This is a genomic window from Paenibacillus sp. EKM301P (assembly GCF_011800295.1).
Lineage (GTDB): Bacteria > Bacillota > Bacilli > Paenibacillales > Paenibacillaceae > Paenibacillus > Paenibacillus polymyxa.
The window spans coordinates 340,156-355,734 of sequence record NZ_JAALFM010000001.1 but is presented as its reverse complement, the minus strand read 5'-3'; the positions used below and the strand labels follow the sequence as shown (position 1 = coordinate 355,734).

Here is a 15,579-nt window from a genome sequence, read left to right as displayed (position 1 = left end):
AGGATATTGTTGATCAGGAGGGTAAGCTGACGATGGAAGATATACCTGTGCCAAGCACTTGTAAAGGCTGTGAAAGAGATATCGCTTTATCGGAAGAGCAAATTACCAGAATTCTAAACAATATGAGACCCAAAATGGAATGTGTAAACGATGAAGTGTACGAAGCCAGACTGTTAGCCTGCGCACAATGCAATGAGTTAATGTCCGGGCACACATGTGGCATTAGTGGAAGTATTGTTCGTATACGTGCCTTGGCAGCAACTCAAAATTGTCCCAGTTACCACGGTTCACGTTGGCGAGGATCAGCTTGAAAAATGTAAAGCCCAGACTCAGTTAAACCTGAGATTACAGGCTAAAGTAGTCATCCCCTGGTCTGCCTTAATGGCAGACCTTTTTAGTTTGCTTGGACTTTGTTGTTAGCAATTGACAAATTGTAGACAATAAAATATATTAAACACGTAAAATGTTTTTGTTTAATTATTAATATTTATATTAATAAAGAGGTTATTAGGCATGACAATGTGTAACATTAGATTCCAAGAAGATAACGGTAGTGAGAGTGTAATTTATACCGTTATGAAAGCGCAATCATTTGTGTGATGTTCCAACAATCTTAATGTTTTGGGAGGGTTTGTTGTGAAGGGTTCTGTTATTGTAAATACCGATTGGGAACAGGGTGTCATTAATAAAAATATTTATGGGCAATTTGCTGAGCATCTTGGACGATGCATTTATGAAGGCTTATGGGTGGGACAGGACTCTCCAATCCCTAACACTGACGGAATTCGAAATGATGTGGTAGAAGCGCTGAAACAGCTGAACATTCCTGTGCTGCGCTGGCCTGGGGGCTGTTTTGCGGATGAATATCATTGGAAAGATGGGATTGGACCGAAAGAAAACCGCAAAAGAATGGTAAATACGCACTGGGGCGGTGTGGTTGAAAATAACCATTTTGGTACACATGAGTTTTTCCAGCTGTGTGAGCTATTGAATGCAGAGCCGTATATTTGTGGGAATGTAGGCAGTGGTACAGTGCAGGAAATGTCGGAGTGGGTAGAGTACATGACCTTTGACGGGGAGTCTCCTATGGCTGCATGGCGTCAGGAAAACGGTCGTGAAAAACCTTGGAAGCTCAAATATTTTGGAGTGGGTAACGAAAACTGGGGCTGTGGCGGTAACATGCGCCCTGAATATTATGCCGACTTGTATCGCCGCTATCAGACATATGTCCGTAACTATGGAGAGAATCGCATTTATCGAATAGCTGGTGGGGCGAATGTGGATGATTACCGTTGGACCGAAGTGCTGATGCGCGAAGCCGGGCATCTGATGGACGGTTTGAGTCTACACAACTACACAATTCCGGGGAGTTGGGAAGGGAAACGACACGCAGTTGGTTTTGATGAAGCAGAATGGTTTGAGACGATGAAAAAATCATTGCATATGGATGAACTGATTACTCGTCACTCTGCCATTATGGACCAATATGATCCTGACAAACGGGTCGGGCTGATCGTCGATGAATGGGGAACTTGGTTCCTGACCGAGCCGGGTACCAATCCTGGCTTCCTTTATCAGCAAAATACGATGCGGGATGCGCTGGTAGCCGGACTACACCTGCACATATTCCATAATCATCATGATCGTGTGCAAATGACCAACATTGCTCAAATGGTCAACGTTTTGCAAGCGATGGTTTTGACAGAAGGCCCTGCTATGCTGTTGACGCCGACATACCATGTATTTGAAATGTTCAAAGTGCATCAGGATGCACAAGCACTGGCTATTCAGGCGAATGTAGGCAACTATGAGTATGATGGAGATTCCATCCCACAAGTAAGTGTGTCCGCCTCTAAGGCACAAGATGGCTTTATTCATATAAGCTTATGCAACGTCCATCCAGGTGAATCGGCAAATTTGAGCCTTGAGCTAAGAGGGCTCGAAGAGGTTAAGGAGATCAATGGTGTTGTCTTAGCCAGTGACGATATGCAGGCACATAATACATTTGATCAGCCAGAGCGGGTGAAAAAGGAAGCTTTTACATCTTATCAGCTGCAAGGTCAGCATTTGGATGTTACACTGCCACCGATGTCAGTTGTGATTCTGACGATTGCTCCGTAAAAACAGATTGTGGTATGTGAGTAGTATCGGTATATTGTTATAAAAAAGAGAGAGCGTTCCCCTGAACGCTCTCTTTTTCCTACAATTGCTCGCGGTGAATCAACCTAAATTCCTTGGGCGACATACCAAAGCGGGAACGAAATACACGATGAAAGTATGTGTAGTTCGCAAATCCTGACGATTCGGCGGCTTGTTCCAGTGACATGGGACTGAAAATGATACGCTCCCTTGCCATGTTGAGCCTGATGTCCAGTGTGTACTGCATAATGCTCGTATCGAACGTTTCTTTAAAAAGGTGTACCGCTCGTGATACGCTGATTCCAACGTGTGAAGAGACATCATCCAGCTTAAAATTAGATGATGCATTTTCTTCAATATAATTTTTTATCTGATAAGCAAGATAGTTATGATGAGTAGCAATGGGCTGCTCAGATAGTATACGGTCAAACTCCAAACATAAAATGCGTATGTAATAGCTTGATATTTCCGGGTAAGGATTAGAAATACGTCGCTGCTCCAACACGAGCTGACGAAATAGACCAAGCAGGGCTTCTGTGAGTTGAACCTTAATTCGGTTGGGACGTTTGTGATGATTCCACCACTCATCTACCCACGGACCACCGAAAAAAATGTGATAATCCCCACTTTCAACAACCTGTTCTCCCATGGGATTCAACTCACTGTGAATATCCAGTTCATAAGGCTCGGTTGGATTGAACAGCAGCAGATCACCTGCCTCAATCCGTGTCATTTTCCCGTCAATGCGTGCTTGACAGCGTCCATCTGTTTGCAGACGGAATAAATAATTTTTGATTCCATCAGGCTGGTTCGAATAAAAGGGCTTACGGTGGAAGGAATAGCCTGCGGTAAGAACCTGGCAAGGCTCAATGATAGACATGATGATGACTCCTTTGGGCATATGGCTGTTTCAAATATTGACCAGATTGTTCATGTTTTAATCATATTATTCATTTTAAACGAAAGCAAAATAGAATACCATGTGAACTGTAAAGCTTACATGTTAGATGAGAAAGTACATGTTAGAGGCCAAGGAGTGTGAAGACGTAAAACGAATCAAGGCCGGGATTATCAGCTGTGGTAACACTAGCTCGGTATATCTTAAAATTCTCCAAACCAACCCGCCCTTTGAAGTAGTGACCTTTGGTGATCTATTGAATGGAAGGGCCAAGGAGAGGGTCGATAAATTGAGTGTTGAAAACGTATACAAAGTGGAAGGATCGATGCTTCGGCTTGAGATGGAGCTTGCATTTATCTGCCGGTACCTGGCTGCCAGGCACTGCAGATGTGCGATACCAGAGGCGGGCAAGCAGGTGTAATGGAACAGATATAACGGAAATTCATCCTGACAAAGAGGTGAAGGAGAATGACTAAAGTAGGATTGCAATTATACACAGTTAGGGAAGAGATTGAACAGGATTTTGAAGGTACATTGCGCAAGGTAGCTGAGCTGGGCTACAAAGGGGTTGAGTTTCATAACTTTTTCGGACGTAGTGCCAAGGATGTCAGAGCGCTTTTGGATGAGCTGAATCTGGAGGTTGTCGGAACCCATATACAATACAGCCGCTTGCTGCATCATTTGGATGAGGAAATTGCATATCACAAAGAATTGGGCAATAAATACCTCATTGTTCCTTATTTAACCGAAGAAGAGCGGGAGTGGGATGACCTTTTTGTTAATCTGAATCATATTGGTGAAAAAGTAAAGGAGCATGGGTTGATACTCGCCTATCACAATCATGATTTTGAACTAACAGAGAAAATCAATGATCGCCCGGTATTCGATGCTCTATATGATGCGGTTCCCGATGATTTGTTACAGGTCGAAATGGATACTTGTTGGGTATACTATGGAGGCTATGATCCAGTGGAATACATCGGACGATATCGTGGACGCCTACCTATCATTCACTTAAAGGATATGGCACGTGACGAGCAGCAGAAAGCAATTACTGTAGAGTTAGGCAAAGGAGAAGTGCAGCTTCAGGCTATTACAGACGCCGCTATTGAAGCAGGTGTGGATTGGGTTGTCGTGGAACAGGATTTCAGCTCAAATCCTCCAATCGAAAGCATTGAAACCAGTATGAAGTGGCTCCAACAATACGCAGCTCAAGGAGGAAATATTCATGTCTAAAACACTCAAGATCGGGATTATCGGTTGTGGGGGCATTGCCAACGGCAAACACTTGCCGAGTCTTGCCAAGCAAAAGAGAGCAGAAATCATTGCTTTCTGTGACATTATACCAGAACGTGCTGAAGAGGCTGCTGAAAAGTATGGTGCAGAAGGATCGCAAGTTTATAGCGATTACCGTCAGTTGCTAGAAAATAAAGACATTGAAGTTGTACATGTATGTACCCCTAACGACTCGCACTCAGAAATTACAGTAGCGGCGCTGGAGGCAGGTAAGCATGTGCTATGTGAAAAGCCGATGGCTAAAACTGCTGAGCAGGCACGGGAAATGCTTGATGCGGCCAACCGTACAGGCAAAAAGCTGTCCATTGCTTATCAAAATCGTTATCGTGATGACAGTCTGTATCTGAAGCAATTGGTCGAGCAAGGAGAGCTTGGTGAGATTTATCTGGGTAAAGCCATTGCTCTACGCCGCCGTGCGGTTCCAACCTGGGGAGTGTTCTTGGATGAAGAGAAACAGGGGGGTGGCCCGCTTATTGATATCGGCACACACGCACTCGACCTGACACTTTGGCTGATGGATAATTACAAGCCTAAAAGCGTACTAGGTTCAACCTTCCATAAGCTGGGAGACCGAAAAAATGCAGCAAACGCTTTTGGACCGTGGAATCCTGATGAATTTAAAGTAGAGGACTCAGCTTTTGGATTCATCACCATGCAAAATGGAGCTACAATTGTATTGGAATCCAGCTGGGCATTAAATGTTGTAGAGTTTGGTGAAGCCAAGACGTTGTTATGCGGTACCGAAGGCGGAGCAGATATGCAGGATGGATTGCGCATTAACGGAGAAAAGAATAGCCGTTTGTTTGATACAAAAATAGATCTGAATGCAGGAGGAGTTGCCTTTTACTCCGGTGAAACGGAAAATGAAGCAGACCGTGAAGCCCGTCTGTGGATCGAATCTATTCTGGACGACAAAGAACTTCTTGTGAAGCCGGAGCAGGCACTGGTTGTTACTGAAATTTTGGAAGCCATCTATGAATCGGCCCGCACGGGAAAAGCAGTTTACTTTGACTAAGCCTATAATTATCCCGAATAGACAATCACTATAATGAAAGCAGCTTTTTTCACATATGATACAGGGAGGGATTTCTTTTGAAACTTGGAGTATTTATGGTGCTGTTTGGTGGACGTTCGCTAGAGGAGGCGCTGGATTATGTGGCTTCTCAGGGAATGGATGCTGTAGAAATTGGAACAGGTGGCAACCCGGGAGATAAGCATTGCAAGCCTGATGAGCTGCTGGAGAACGATACGGCGCTAAAAAATTTTAAAAAGGCAGTAGAATCTCGCGGACTAACGATTAGCGCGCTTAGCTGTCATGGCAATCCGCTTCACCCACAAAAGCATTTGGCACAGGCAGATCATGATGCATTTTTGAAAACCGTCCGATTGGCAGAAAAGCTGGAAGTTCCTGTCGTGAACACTTTCTCAGGCTGTCCGGGGGATCACGAGGACGCGAAGTATCCAAACTGGCCCGTGGCTCCGTGGCCTAATGATTTTCAGGAAGTATTGAAGTGGCAATGGGAGAATAAAATTATTCCTTACTGGACCGAGACAGGTAAATTTGCAGCAGATCACCATGTTAAAATAGGGCTGGAGTTACACGGGGGCTTCTCCGTGCATACACCAGCAACCTTACTTCGTTTGCGTGAAGCGGCAGGAGAGGTCATTGGTGCTAATTTGGACCCGAGCCATATGTGGTGGCAGGGAATTGATCCCGTACAGGCGGTTCAAATTTTGGGCCGAGAGGGAGCCATCCACCATTTCCATGCCAAGGATACGACGATTGATCCGATCAATGTTAATAAATACGGACTTACTGATATGCAGGAGTATACGAATATGTTAGATCGAGCATGGCAGTTCCGTACTGTGGGCTATGGTCATGATGTAAAAACCTGGGCAGATATTATCAGTGCTCTGCGTTTGGTGGGATACGATTATGTAGTAAGTATTGAGCATGAAGACGGTCTGATGTCTGTAGAAGAAGGCTTTACTAAGGCTGTCCATAATCTTCGCCAGGTCCTGATTGAAGAACCGCTGAGCGAGATGTGGTGGGTCTAACCTAATAGGGGGAACTGTGATGATTAACGTCACCATTTGGAATGAATTTCTGAACGAGAAGTTAAATGAAGAAGCCAAACGGATTTATCCTAACGGCATACACCAAGCATTGGCTGACGGCTTGGCAGATGAAGGTTTTGCCATTCGAACAGCTACTCTGCGTGATAATGCCGAGCATGGTTTGGGAGAAGAAATCCTCAATTCCACAGATGTGCTGCTGTGGTGGGGACATAAAGCCCACGACCAGGTGAGCGATGAAGTTACAGCGCGTGTCGTCAAGCGTGTGCAGGAAGGGATGGGCCTCATCGTACTGCACTCAGGCCATTTTTCTAAGCCATTTAAAGCTCTGATGGGCACCAGTTGTGATTTAAAATGGAGAGTTGCAGGCGAGCAGGAGATTATTTGGTCAGTAAATCCGTTACATCCCATTGCAGAAGGGATAGACGCCAAAATTCTCTTAGAGCAGGAAGAGATGTATGGAGAGTTCTTTGATATTCCTGCGCCGGATGAACTGGTCTTTATCAGTAACTTTGAAGGCGGCGAAGTATTTAGAACTGGATGCACCTTCCATCGAGGCAGTGGTAAAATATTTTATTTCAGACCAGGGCATGAAACCTATCCAACTTATTACCAACCTGATATTTTGAAGGTCATTGCTAACAGCATCCGTTGGGCTTCTCCGACAAGCAATAAAAAACCAATATATGGTAGGAGTGAACCAGTAAGGCCTCTTGGTGGAGTGTTGGTATAGTTACAATTATCACATTATGATAAATTCTATAAAGAACAGATTTACAGGCGGAACCTCTGGGATTCCGCCTTTTTGTATTTAACGAATTAGACATATACCTGCCGCATTGGTTTGTTGTATAATCAGTTTTGGTCATGGCAACTTTATCATCACAGGTAATTAAATTTAAGAAAGTGTTTTCTTTCGGGATAAAGTATGCTAAAATGATATATACTAACAAAAGGAAAGCTTTATCAAACCGAAATGCAAAAGAAGGTGAAAAATTTGGAGAGTCAACCGCAATTTACAAAAATGTGTCCGCGTTTTGAAACCGCCTTTTCATGTCTGGGTAAGCGCTGGAATGGATTGATTATTCAATCCATGATGAGCGGTCCCAAGCGGTTTAAGGATATTTCCAATCTGATTCCCACAATGAGTGACAAAATGTTATCAGAGCGGATGAAGGATCTGGAAAATGAAGGGATTCTTACACGCCATGTATATCCGGAAACTCCTGTCCGCATTGAATATGAGCTAACCACCAAAGGTCGTGCACTTCAGCCGGTTATGGAGCAGATTCAATTTTGGGCTGAGGAATGGATTAGATGATCACCAAACTCATTAAGTGTTTTTCATAGCAAAACAGCCTTTTCCTAGGAAAAAGGCTGTTTTTTTATTTTGTGATAGGTAGTACGGCTTAATAGCTTTTAGCACGGCCTGCTACTGAGAATACTCCGGCTGTTGTACGGCGGGGGACACGGGATTGAATATCCAGTGCGGCTGTACGAAATGTGCCTAAGCACGAGTGGCAAAGTCTTCCTGCATAAATGGGAGAACGGCAAGACTCGCAAGGATAATCAAGCTGACTGTATGTGGAGGGAAATTTGCCTGCTCTTACCCAATCTGTGAGCAAATCCATAGGTGTGCTAGTCACATCACTGAGTTGGCGGGTATGAGTAGAAGGATGCCTCCATAGATAGTTAGAACAGCGGTCAAAGAATATATTTTCTTCTTGAATACAAGTGCTACACAGGTTTCTAAGATTTTGACGGAAAATGGAACCGCATTTTGGGCAATTCGAAGTATGTATCTCCATAGAAACCAGTCCTTTGTATCGGAATATAGTAGTATTTTAAAATTTATTAGTTACATATTACTATGACTTTATACCTATATCAATCTTTATTTAAAGAAATTGCTGATCTTTGAGTATATGCTGGCATCGAGATTGACATTACTCTATTACTTATGTATTATAACTTACATAAAGTTACTATATGAATAAAATAAACTGTATACGATAAGGAGATTTTAATGATACCATCTTTATTTTTAGCCCACGGATCACCTATGCTTGCTATTGAACAGACGGACTATACTGCATTTTTAGAGCAGTTGGGGAAAAGCATTCATCCTAAGGCGATTGTTATCTTTACAGCTCACTGGGAGACACAAATGTTAACGATTAGTTCAATGGATGACATATACGATACAATTTATGATTTTGGAGGTTTCCCACCGGAACTGTACGAAGTGAAATATCCAGCACATGGTTCTGTTGAACTAGCTAATAAGTTGAAAAAGTTATATGAACAAAACGGCATCGAGGTACAAACTGATCATGTGAGAGGACTGGATCATGGTTCCTGGACATTGTTGCATCGTATGTATCCTGAGGCAGACATTCCGGTAGTTCAGATTTCCGTAAATCCGTACCTCTCGCCCAAAGCACAATTTGCCATTGGTGAAGTGCTGCGTGAGTTGGGAGAACAAGATATTCTGGTCATTGGCAGTGGCGTGACTGTCCATAATCTGCGTATTGTCAAATGGGGAGAAACGAAAACGGAACGTTGGGCAATTGATTTTGATGACTGGATTATCGAAAAAGTGCAAAGCGGAGATATAGAAGCTTTAGATCACTATGAAAGCGAAGCGCCGTATGCTCGTCAGGCTGTACCTAGAGCAGAACACTTTGTACCGTTGTTTATTGCAATGGGTAGTGGCGACCCTGCAAACAAAGCTAAGGTCATCCATAGAAGCTATGAGATGGGAAATTTAAGTTATCTATGTTTGCAGTTTTAAAGTGGGTAGGCAGAAGAAGGTCGAGTTATGTGCTTTGTTACTGTCCCGTCCGTTCTCTAAAAAATGGGGAGTGGAATAAAATTAGGGAGTGTTATAAGCTAATAATGGCTTACAGCACTCCCTTTTACATTAAAAAAATTTATTATATCCGGCAAATCTCACGTGGGCACAATTCACAATGACATACACCTTGCAGCATTTCCAAATCCTTGACAACAATCATACCATTATCGTATTCGACTGCATTTTTCTTACGCAGATCACTGAGCATCCGATTTACACTTTCCCGGGTAGCACCGATCATATTTGATAAGTCAGTATGAGTAATCTTTTTATGAATCAGAATATAGTCGCCGTGAGGCTCACCATAGGTGTTGCATAGTCGGATGAGTGTGGAACATAGAGCGCCAGGCTTGCCGTACATCATCAAATCGCGGAACTTGGTCTGGGTAATGCGGTGATGCGATCCCATCCATTTCATAAAGTCAATCGCAAAATCACAATGCTGACAAATAAGCAACTCCAAATCTGTATGATCGATTACGCCAATATCACTGTCCTCCAGAACCTCAGCAGAAAAGGAATGCTTAGTGCCGAAGAAAGGATCAGCTTGACCAACAAGATCGCCGCTTTGATACATATATAGAATAAGTTCCTTACCCTCATCCGTTGTTTTGGTCACTTTTACGCGTCCGCGCTTAATATAAAACAGCTTATCCGCTGTATCTCCTTCCCAGAACAGATGCGAACTTTCTGGCATAACTCGATCTTTCATCATCACTTGCAGCCGGTTGAAGCTGGCCTCCGAGAAGCAACAGGTGTTGCCGCGGGCTTCCATTACATTTGTAGGGTTTCTCATCGTCCATTTCCCCTTTGTATCCTATGTTATTTTATCTGCAACTTGATCAATTCAAATTCATTATATACCTGTGCAATGCGTTTTTGGGGCAAGATGAGGGGGTAAAAGTGGCAGAATTCCAAACTTTGTGATTTAATTCACTTCATAAAATAAAATTTTAAATAGATTGTGAAAAAAATCACAAAATATCTTAGAAAGCTGTGTTACGATCAGTGCGTGAACAAGAGATAGTACACGAGATAACAGGAGGATGAGGGAAATGGCTGTTAAAAACGAGGTTATCCAAAAAGAGCAAAGCGCAGAGCAGTATATTCAAACGCTGATTGACCGGGCGAACCGGGCACAGCAAGCTTTCATGAGTATGAATCAGGAGCAGATTGACGAAATCGTACAAGCTATGGCACTCGCAGGGATGGATAAGCACATGCACCTCGCGAAGTTGGCTGTTGAAGAAACAGGACGCGGTGTGTACGAGGACAAAATCACCAAAAACATGTTTGCAACAGAATATGTCTACCATAGCATCAAAAATGAGAAAACCGTCGGTGTCATTGAAGACAATGACTTTGATAGTTTTCAAAAGATAGCTGAACCAGTCGGTATTATCATGGGGATTACTCCAGTAACAAACCCAACTTCGACTACGATGTTCAAAGCGTTAATTGCCATTAAAACACGTAACCCAATCATTTTCGGCTTCCATCCATCTGCTCAATCGTGTAGTGCGGAAGCAGCTCGCGTCTTGCTTGAAGCAGCTGTTAAACATGGTGCTCCAGCGGATTGTATTCAATGGATTGAAGCACCTTCGATGGATAAAACAAATGTACTGATGAACCACTCTGATGTAGCGTTGATTTTGGCAACTGGTGGATCAGGCATGGTTAAGGCAGCTTATAGCTGTGGTAAACCTGCACTTGGCGTAGGTCCTGGTAACGTACCTTGCTTTATTGAGAAAACAGCCGATATCAAACAGGCCGTGAACGACCTTATCCTTTCTAAATCTTTTGATAACGGTATGATTTGTGCTTCGGAACAAGCTGTAATTATTGAAGAGCCTATCTTCGAGCAAGTGAAGAAATTGATGATTGCTAATGGTTGCTACTTTGTAAATAAAGAAGAGGCAGCTAAGCTCACTCAAGGAGCTATGAATGTAGAAAAGTGTGCAGTGAACCCGGCCATTGTCGGCCAGTCTGCTGTAAAAATCGCTGAAATGAGCGGTATTACAGTACCGGCAGGAACCAAAATTTTGGTCGCTGAAATTGAAGGAGTAGGAACCAAATTCCCATTATCTGCGGAAAAATTGAGTCCGGTATTGGCTTGCTACAAAGTAAAAAATGCAGAGCAAGGTATCCAACGTGCTGCTGAAGTCGTAGAGTTCGGCGGTATGGGTCACTCGTCAGCAATCCATTCGCAAGATGAGGATGTTATTGCTCGCTTCGCAGATCGTTTGCAAACAGGACGTATCATTGTAAATGCACCTTCCACACATGGCGCAATCGGTGATATTTACAACACCAACCTTCCTTCGTTGACACTTGGTTGCGGTTCGTACGGTCGTAACTCGACTTCGTCGAACGTATCTGCAGTTAACTTGATTAATGTGAAAAGGGTGGCGAAACGGACGGTGAATATGCAATGGTTCAAAGTACCTTCCAAAATCTATTTTGAAAAAAATTCGACACAGTATCTTGCTAAAATGCCTGATATCACACGTGTAGCCATTATCACTGACCCTATGATGGTGAAACTCGGATATGTGGACCGTGTCATCCATTATTTGCACCAGCGTCAAACACCGGTTGCTATTGAAGTGTTCTCCGAAGTAGAGCCAGATCCATCGACAGTTACGGTAGAGCGCGGTACTGAAATGATGAGACGTTTCCAACCGGATTGCATCATCGCACTCGGTGGCGGTTCGCCAATGGATGCTGCTAAAGGCATGTGGATGTTCTATGAATATCCGGATACTGATTTCAATAACTTGAAACAAAAATTCATGGATATCCGTAAACGGATTTACAAGTACCCACGTCTGGGTCAAAAAGCACAATTTGTGGCTATCCCTACAACTTCGGGTACAGGTTCGGAAGTTACATCGTTTGCAGTTATTACGGACAAAAACCTGGGTAACACGAAGTACCCGCTGGCTGACTATGAGTTGACTCCTGATGTGGCAATTATTGACCCTGTGTTTGTATATTCGCTGCCTAAAACTGCTGTAGCCGATACAGGTATGGACGTTCTGACGCATGCTATCGAGGCTTATGTGTCTGTAATGGCCAATGATTATACAGATGGTCTGGCAATTAAAGCTATTCAACTGGTATTCCAATACCTGGAGCAATCGGCTCTGACTGGTGATAAGCTGGCTCGCGAAAAAATGCATAATGCTTCTACACTTGCAGGTATGGCGTTTGCTAATGCATTCTTGGGTATTAACCATAGTCTTGCACATAAATGGGGCGGACAATACCATACAGCACATGGCCGCACGAATGCTATCTTGCTGCCGCACGTTATTCGCTACAATGCGAAAAAACCGACAAAATTTGCATCGTTCCCTAAATATTCGCACTTTGTTGCAGATGAGCGCTATGCAGAAATCGCACGCATACTGGGACTGCCTGCACGTACCACTGAAGAAGGGGTTAACAGCTTAATTGACGCGATCCGTAAGTTGAACAAAACACTCGGTATCGAGGAATCGTTCCAACAACTTGGTTTCGATCCAAAAGACTTTGAATCACGTGTAGATTATTTGGCTGACCGCGCTTTTGAGGATCAATGTACAACTGCAAATCCAAAGCTGCCGCTGGTTACTGAATTGGCTGATGTATACCGTAATGCCTTCTACGGACGCTTTGATCAATAATATAATAGTATGAAGAGGCTTGTAACTAAGCATTTTTCTATACAATACCAATGCAGGCTCTCTATATAGAGGGCCTCTTGGTTTGGGAAGGGAGGTGAACGGCAAGGCTAGAGGTATGCGCGTGAAGCTAGGGAAAATAAAGTGACAAAAATCACTCATATTGTGATTTTTGTCACATACTACACTCTATCATTATTCTACAATAAGAGTGTAAGAAAGGTCCCGACACTGAGCGTAAGGCATCGGTGAAAAGGCCGGGCTCAAGAAATAGTTTAAACGTGAAAAAAATCACAAGTCCGGAAGACCAAACAATTTGGAGGGATTTACATGTCGGTGATTGAGAGAGAATTACAAGAGCAACAATCTGGCTGGAGAGGTTTTAAAAAAGGAAAATGGACTAAAGAAGTTAACGTCAACGATTTTATTGAAACAAATATCTCACCTTATGTTGGCAATGAAGAATTTTTGGTTGGTCCTACCGCCAATACAACTGCATTGTGGGAAATTGTATCTGATCTTACTAAAAAAGAGTTGGCAAACGGCGGCGTTCTTGATGTAGACGTAAATACGCCATCCACCATTATTTCACATAAACCAGGCTATTTGGACAAGGACAAAGAACAAGTTGTCGGCGTACAAACAGATGCTCCATTCAAACGTTCTTTGCAGCCGTTTGGTGGAATTCGGATGATGATCGATGCTTGTAAAGCCTATGGTTTTGAAGTGCCACAAAGCATTGTTGACATTTTCACTCATATTCGTAAAACACACAACCAAGGTGTATTTGACGCTTATACAGATGAAATGAGAGCAGCTCGTAAAGCTGGCATCATTACTGGTCTGCCAGATGCATACGGTCGTGGTCGTATAATCGGTGACTATCGTCGCGTAGCTCTGTATGGTGCAGACTTCTTGATCCAAGATAAAAAACTTCAATTGAAAAGCCTTGAAGTTGATTCCATGGAAGAAGACGTAATCCGTCTGCGTGAAGAAATTTCTGAACAAATTCGTGCTTTGAATGAATTGAAACAAATGGCTGCTGAGCACGGTTTTGATATTTCTAAACCAGCTAACAATGCAAAAGAAGCTTTCCAATGGGTATATTTTGGATATCTTGCAGCGATTAAAGAACAAAATGGTGCAGCAATGTCCTTGGGACGTGTATCTTCATTCCTTGATATTTATACTCAACGTGATCTTGAGGAAGGTGCGATGAACGAAGAACAAGCTCAGGAACTGGTCGATCATTTTGTTATGAAACTGCGTATTGTTAAGTTCCTGCGTACACCTGACTACAACGAACTGTTCAGTGGTGACCCAACTTGGGTAACAGAATCCATTGGTGGTATGTCTGTCACTGGAGAAACTCGTGTTACCAAAAACAGCTTCCGCTTCTTGCACACACTGTACAACTTAGGACCTGCTCCAGAACCTAACTTGACTGTACTATGGTCAGAAAAACTGCCTGAGGGCTTTAAAAAATATTGTGCAAAAGTTTCTATCGAAACTAGCTCCATTCAATATGAAAATGACGATTTGATGCGTCCAATCTACGGCGATGATTATGGTATTGCTTGTTGTGTATCCGCTATGAGAATCGGTAAACAAATGCAATTCTTTGGCGCTCGTGCCAACTTGGCAAAAGCTCTACTGTATGCCATTAACGGCGGTAAGGATGAAAAATCCGGCGTTCAAGTAGGACCTGAGTTCCCAGCTATTACAAGCGAAGTGCTGGATTACGAAGAAGTGTTAAGCCGTTTCAAACCTATGATGGAATGGCTGGCAAAACTGTACATGAACACTTTGAATGTTATTCACTATATGCATGATAAATATAGCTACGAACGCATTGAAATGGCGTTGCATGACCGTGATATTCTTCGTACCATGGCTTGTGGTATTGCGGGTCTGTCAGTTGCTACCGACTCCTTGAGCGCCATTAAATATGCAAAAGTTAAACCAATTCGCAACGAAAAAGGAATTGCTGTTGACTTTGAAATCGAAGGCGAATATCCTTGCTACGGTAACAATGATGACCGCGTAGATACTATCGCTGTAGAACTGGTAGAAAGCTTCATGAGCATGATCCGCAAACATAAAGCTTATCGTAATGCGGTTCCTACTCAATCTGTACTGACCATTACTTCCAACGTGGTATATGGTAAGAAAACAGGTACAACACCTGATGGACGTAAAGCAGGCGAACCGTTCGCACCAGGTGCAAACCCAATGCATGGTCGTGATAAAAAAGGTGCTCTGGCATCTCTGAGTTCTGTAGCCAAATTGCCTTATGAACACAGCTTAGATGGTATCTCGAATACCTTCTCCATCGTGCCTAAAGCACTGGGTAAAGAAGAAGAAACACGCAAAACAAACCTTGTTTCGATGATGGATGGCTACTTTGGAAGCCACGCACATCATCTGAATGTCAATGTGTTTGCTCGTGAACAACTGTTGGATGCAATGGAACACCCAGAAAACTATCCACAACTTACGATTCGTGTTTCCGGTTATGCTGTTAACTTTATCAAGCTGACTCGTGAGCAACAATTGGATGTTATTAACCGTACTTTCCACGGTACAATGTAAATAAGTTTTACGTATCATATAATACACTGACGCACGCATAGCGGATGCGGGAA

General features: G+C 43.2%; 13 protein-coding genes. 11 read left to right on the top strand and 2 right to left on the bottom strand.

Annotated elements, in window-relative coordinates; genetic code table 11:
• Window positions 1-32: 32 nt before the first annotated feature.
• Complete coding sequence (locus tag HFD99_RS01830) at window positions 33-311, top strand: hypothetical protein (protein ID WP_045244437.1); 279 nt, start codon at window positions 33-35, stop codon at window positions 309-311.
• A gap of 325 nt (window positions 312-636) precedes the next feature.
• A complete protein-coding gene (locus tag HFD99_RS01825) occupies window positions 637-2,121 on the top strand; it encodes an alpha-N-arabinofuranosidase (RefSeq protein WP_045244438.1) in 1,485 nt (494 codons plus the stop codon).
• A 79-nt stretch (window positions 2,122-2,200) separates the two neighbouring features.
• On the opposite strand, the gene HFD99_RS01820 is transcribed toward HFD99_RS01825, so the two are convergent.
• A complete protein-coding gene (locus HFD99_RS01820; RefSeq protein ID WP_013371816.1) occupies window positions 2,201-3,019 on the bottom strand; it encodes an AraC family transcriptional regulator in 819 nt (272 codons plus the stop codon).
• A 139-nt stretch (window positions 3,020-3,158) separates the two neighbouring features.
• Between HFD99_RS01820 and HFD99_RS01815 the strand changes: the two genes are divergently transcribed.
• The 7 genes from HFD99_RS01815 to HFD99_RS01785 all read left to right on the top strand — a co-directional run bounded on the left by HFD99_RS01815 (window position 3,159) and on the right by HFD99_RS01785 (window position 9,206).
• Window positions 3,159-3,458 (top strand): hypothetical protein, encoded by a 300-nt coding sequence (locus HFD99_RS01815; RefSeq protein WP_019687922.1) that lies wholly within the window; start codon window positions 3,159-3,161, stop codon window positions 3,456-3,458.
• A gap of 47 nt (window positions 3,459-3,505) precedes the next feature.
• Window positions 3,506-4,273 carry a sugar phosphate isomerase/epimerase family protein gene (locus HFD99_RS01810; protein ID WP_019687921.1) on the top strand — a complete coding sequence of 256 codons (768 nt, stop codon included), beginning with the start codon at window positions 3,506-3,508 and terminating at the stop codon, window positions 4,271-4,273.
• Complete coding sequence (locus tag HFD99_RS01805) at window positions 4,266-5,348, top strand: Gfo/Idh/MocA family protein (RefSeq protein ID WP_016822317.1); 1,083 nt, start codon at window positions 4,266-4,268, stop codon at window positions 5,346-5,348. The genes HFD99_RS01810 and HFD99_RS01805 overlap by 8 nt, the downstream gene beginning before the upstream one ends.
• A gap of 77 nt (window positions 5,349-5,425) precedes the next feature.
• Window positions 5,426-6,394: a sugar phosphate isomerase/epimerase family protein gene (locus tag HFD99_RS01800; RefSeq protein WP_167440791.1), complete on the top strand. Its 969-nt coding sequence runs from the start codon at window positions 5,426-5,428 to the stop codon at window positions 6,392-6,394.
• A 19-nt stretch (window positions 6,395-6,413) separates the two neighbouring features.
• Window positions 6,414-7,145, top strand: a complete 732-nt coding sequence (locus HFD99_RS01795) for a ThuA domain-containing protein (RefSeq protein WP_019687920.1) — start codon at window positions 6,414-6,416, stop codon at window positions 7,143-7,145.
• A gap of 243 nt (window positions 7,146-7,388) precedes the next feature.
• Window positions 7,389-7,733 (top strand): winged helix-turn-helix transcriptional regulator, encoded by a 345-nt coding sequence (locus HFD99_RS01790; RefSeq protein WP_013371810.1) that lies wholly within the window; start codon window positions 7,389-7,391, stop codon window positions 7,731-7,733.
• 705 nt (window positions 7,734-8,438) lie between these two features.
• Window positions 8,439-9,206: a dioxygenase family protein gene (locus tag HFD99_RS01785; protein ID WP_016822314.1), complete on the top strand. Its 768-nt coding sequence runs from the start codon at window positions 8,439-8,441 to the stop codon at window positions 9,204-9,206.
• Between the two features lie 142 nt (window positions 9,207-9,348).
• On the opposite strand, the gene HFD99_RS01780 is transcribed toward HFD99_RS01785, so the two are convergent.
• The gene (locus HFD99_RS01780; RefSeq protein WP_014599995.1) at window positions 9,349-10,065 is read right to left on the bottom strand and encodes a Crp/Fnr family transcriptional regulator; all 717 of its coding nucleotides are present in this window, start codon (window positions 10,063-10,065) and stop codon (window positions 9,349-9,351) included.
• 259 nt (window positions 10,066-10,324) lie between these two features.
• Here HFD99_RS01780 and adhE point away from each other — a divergent pair, with 259 nt between their 5' ends.
• Entirely contained in the window at window positions 10,325-12,937 is a 2,613-nt protein-coding gene (gene adhE, locus HFD99_RS01775; protein WP_016822313.1) for a bifunctional acetaldehyde-CoA/alcohol dehydrogenase, read from the top strand.
• A 327-nt stretch (window positions 12,938-13,264) separates the two neighbouring features.
• The gene (gene pflB / locus HFD99_RS01770; protein ID WP_016822312.1) at window positions 13,265-15,526 is read left to right on the top strand and encodes a formate C-acetyltransferase; all 2,262 of its coding nucleotides are present in this window, start codon (window positions 13,265-13,267) and stop codon (window positions 15,524-15,526) included.
• Window positions 15,527-15,579: the final 53 nt, after the last annotated feature.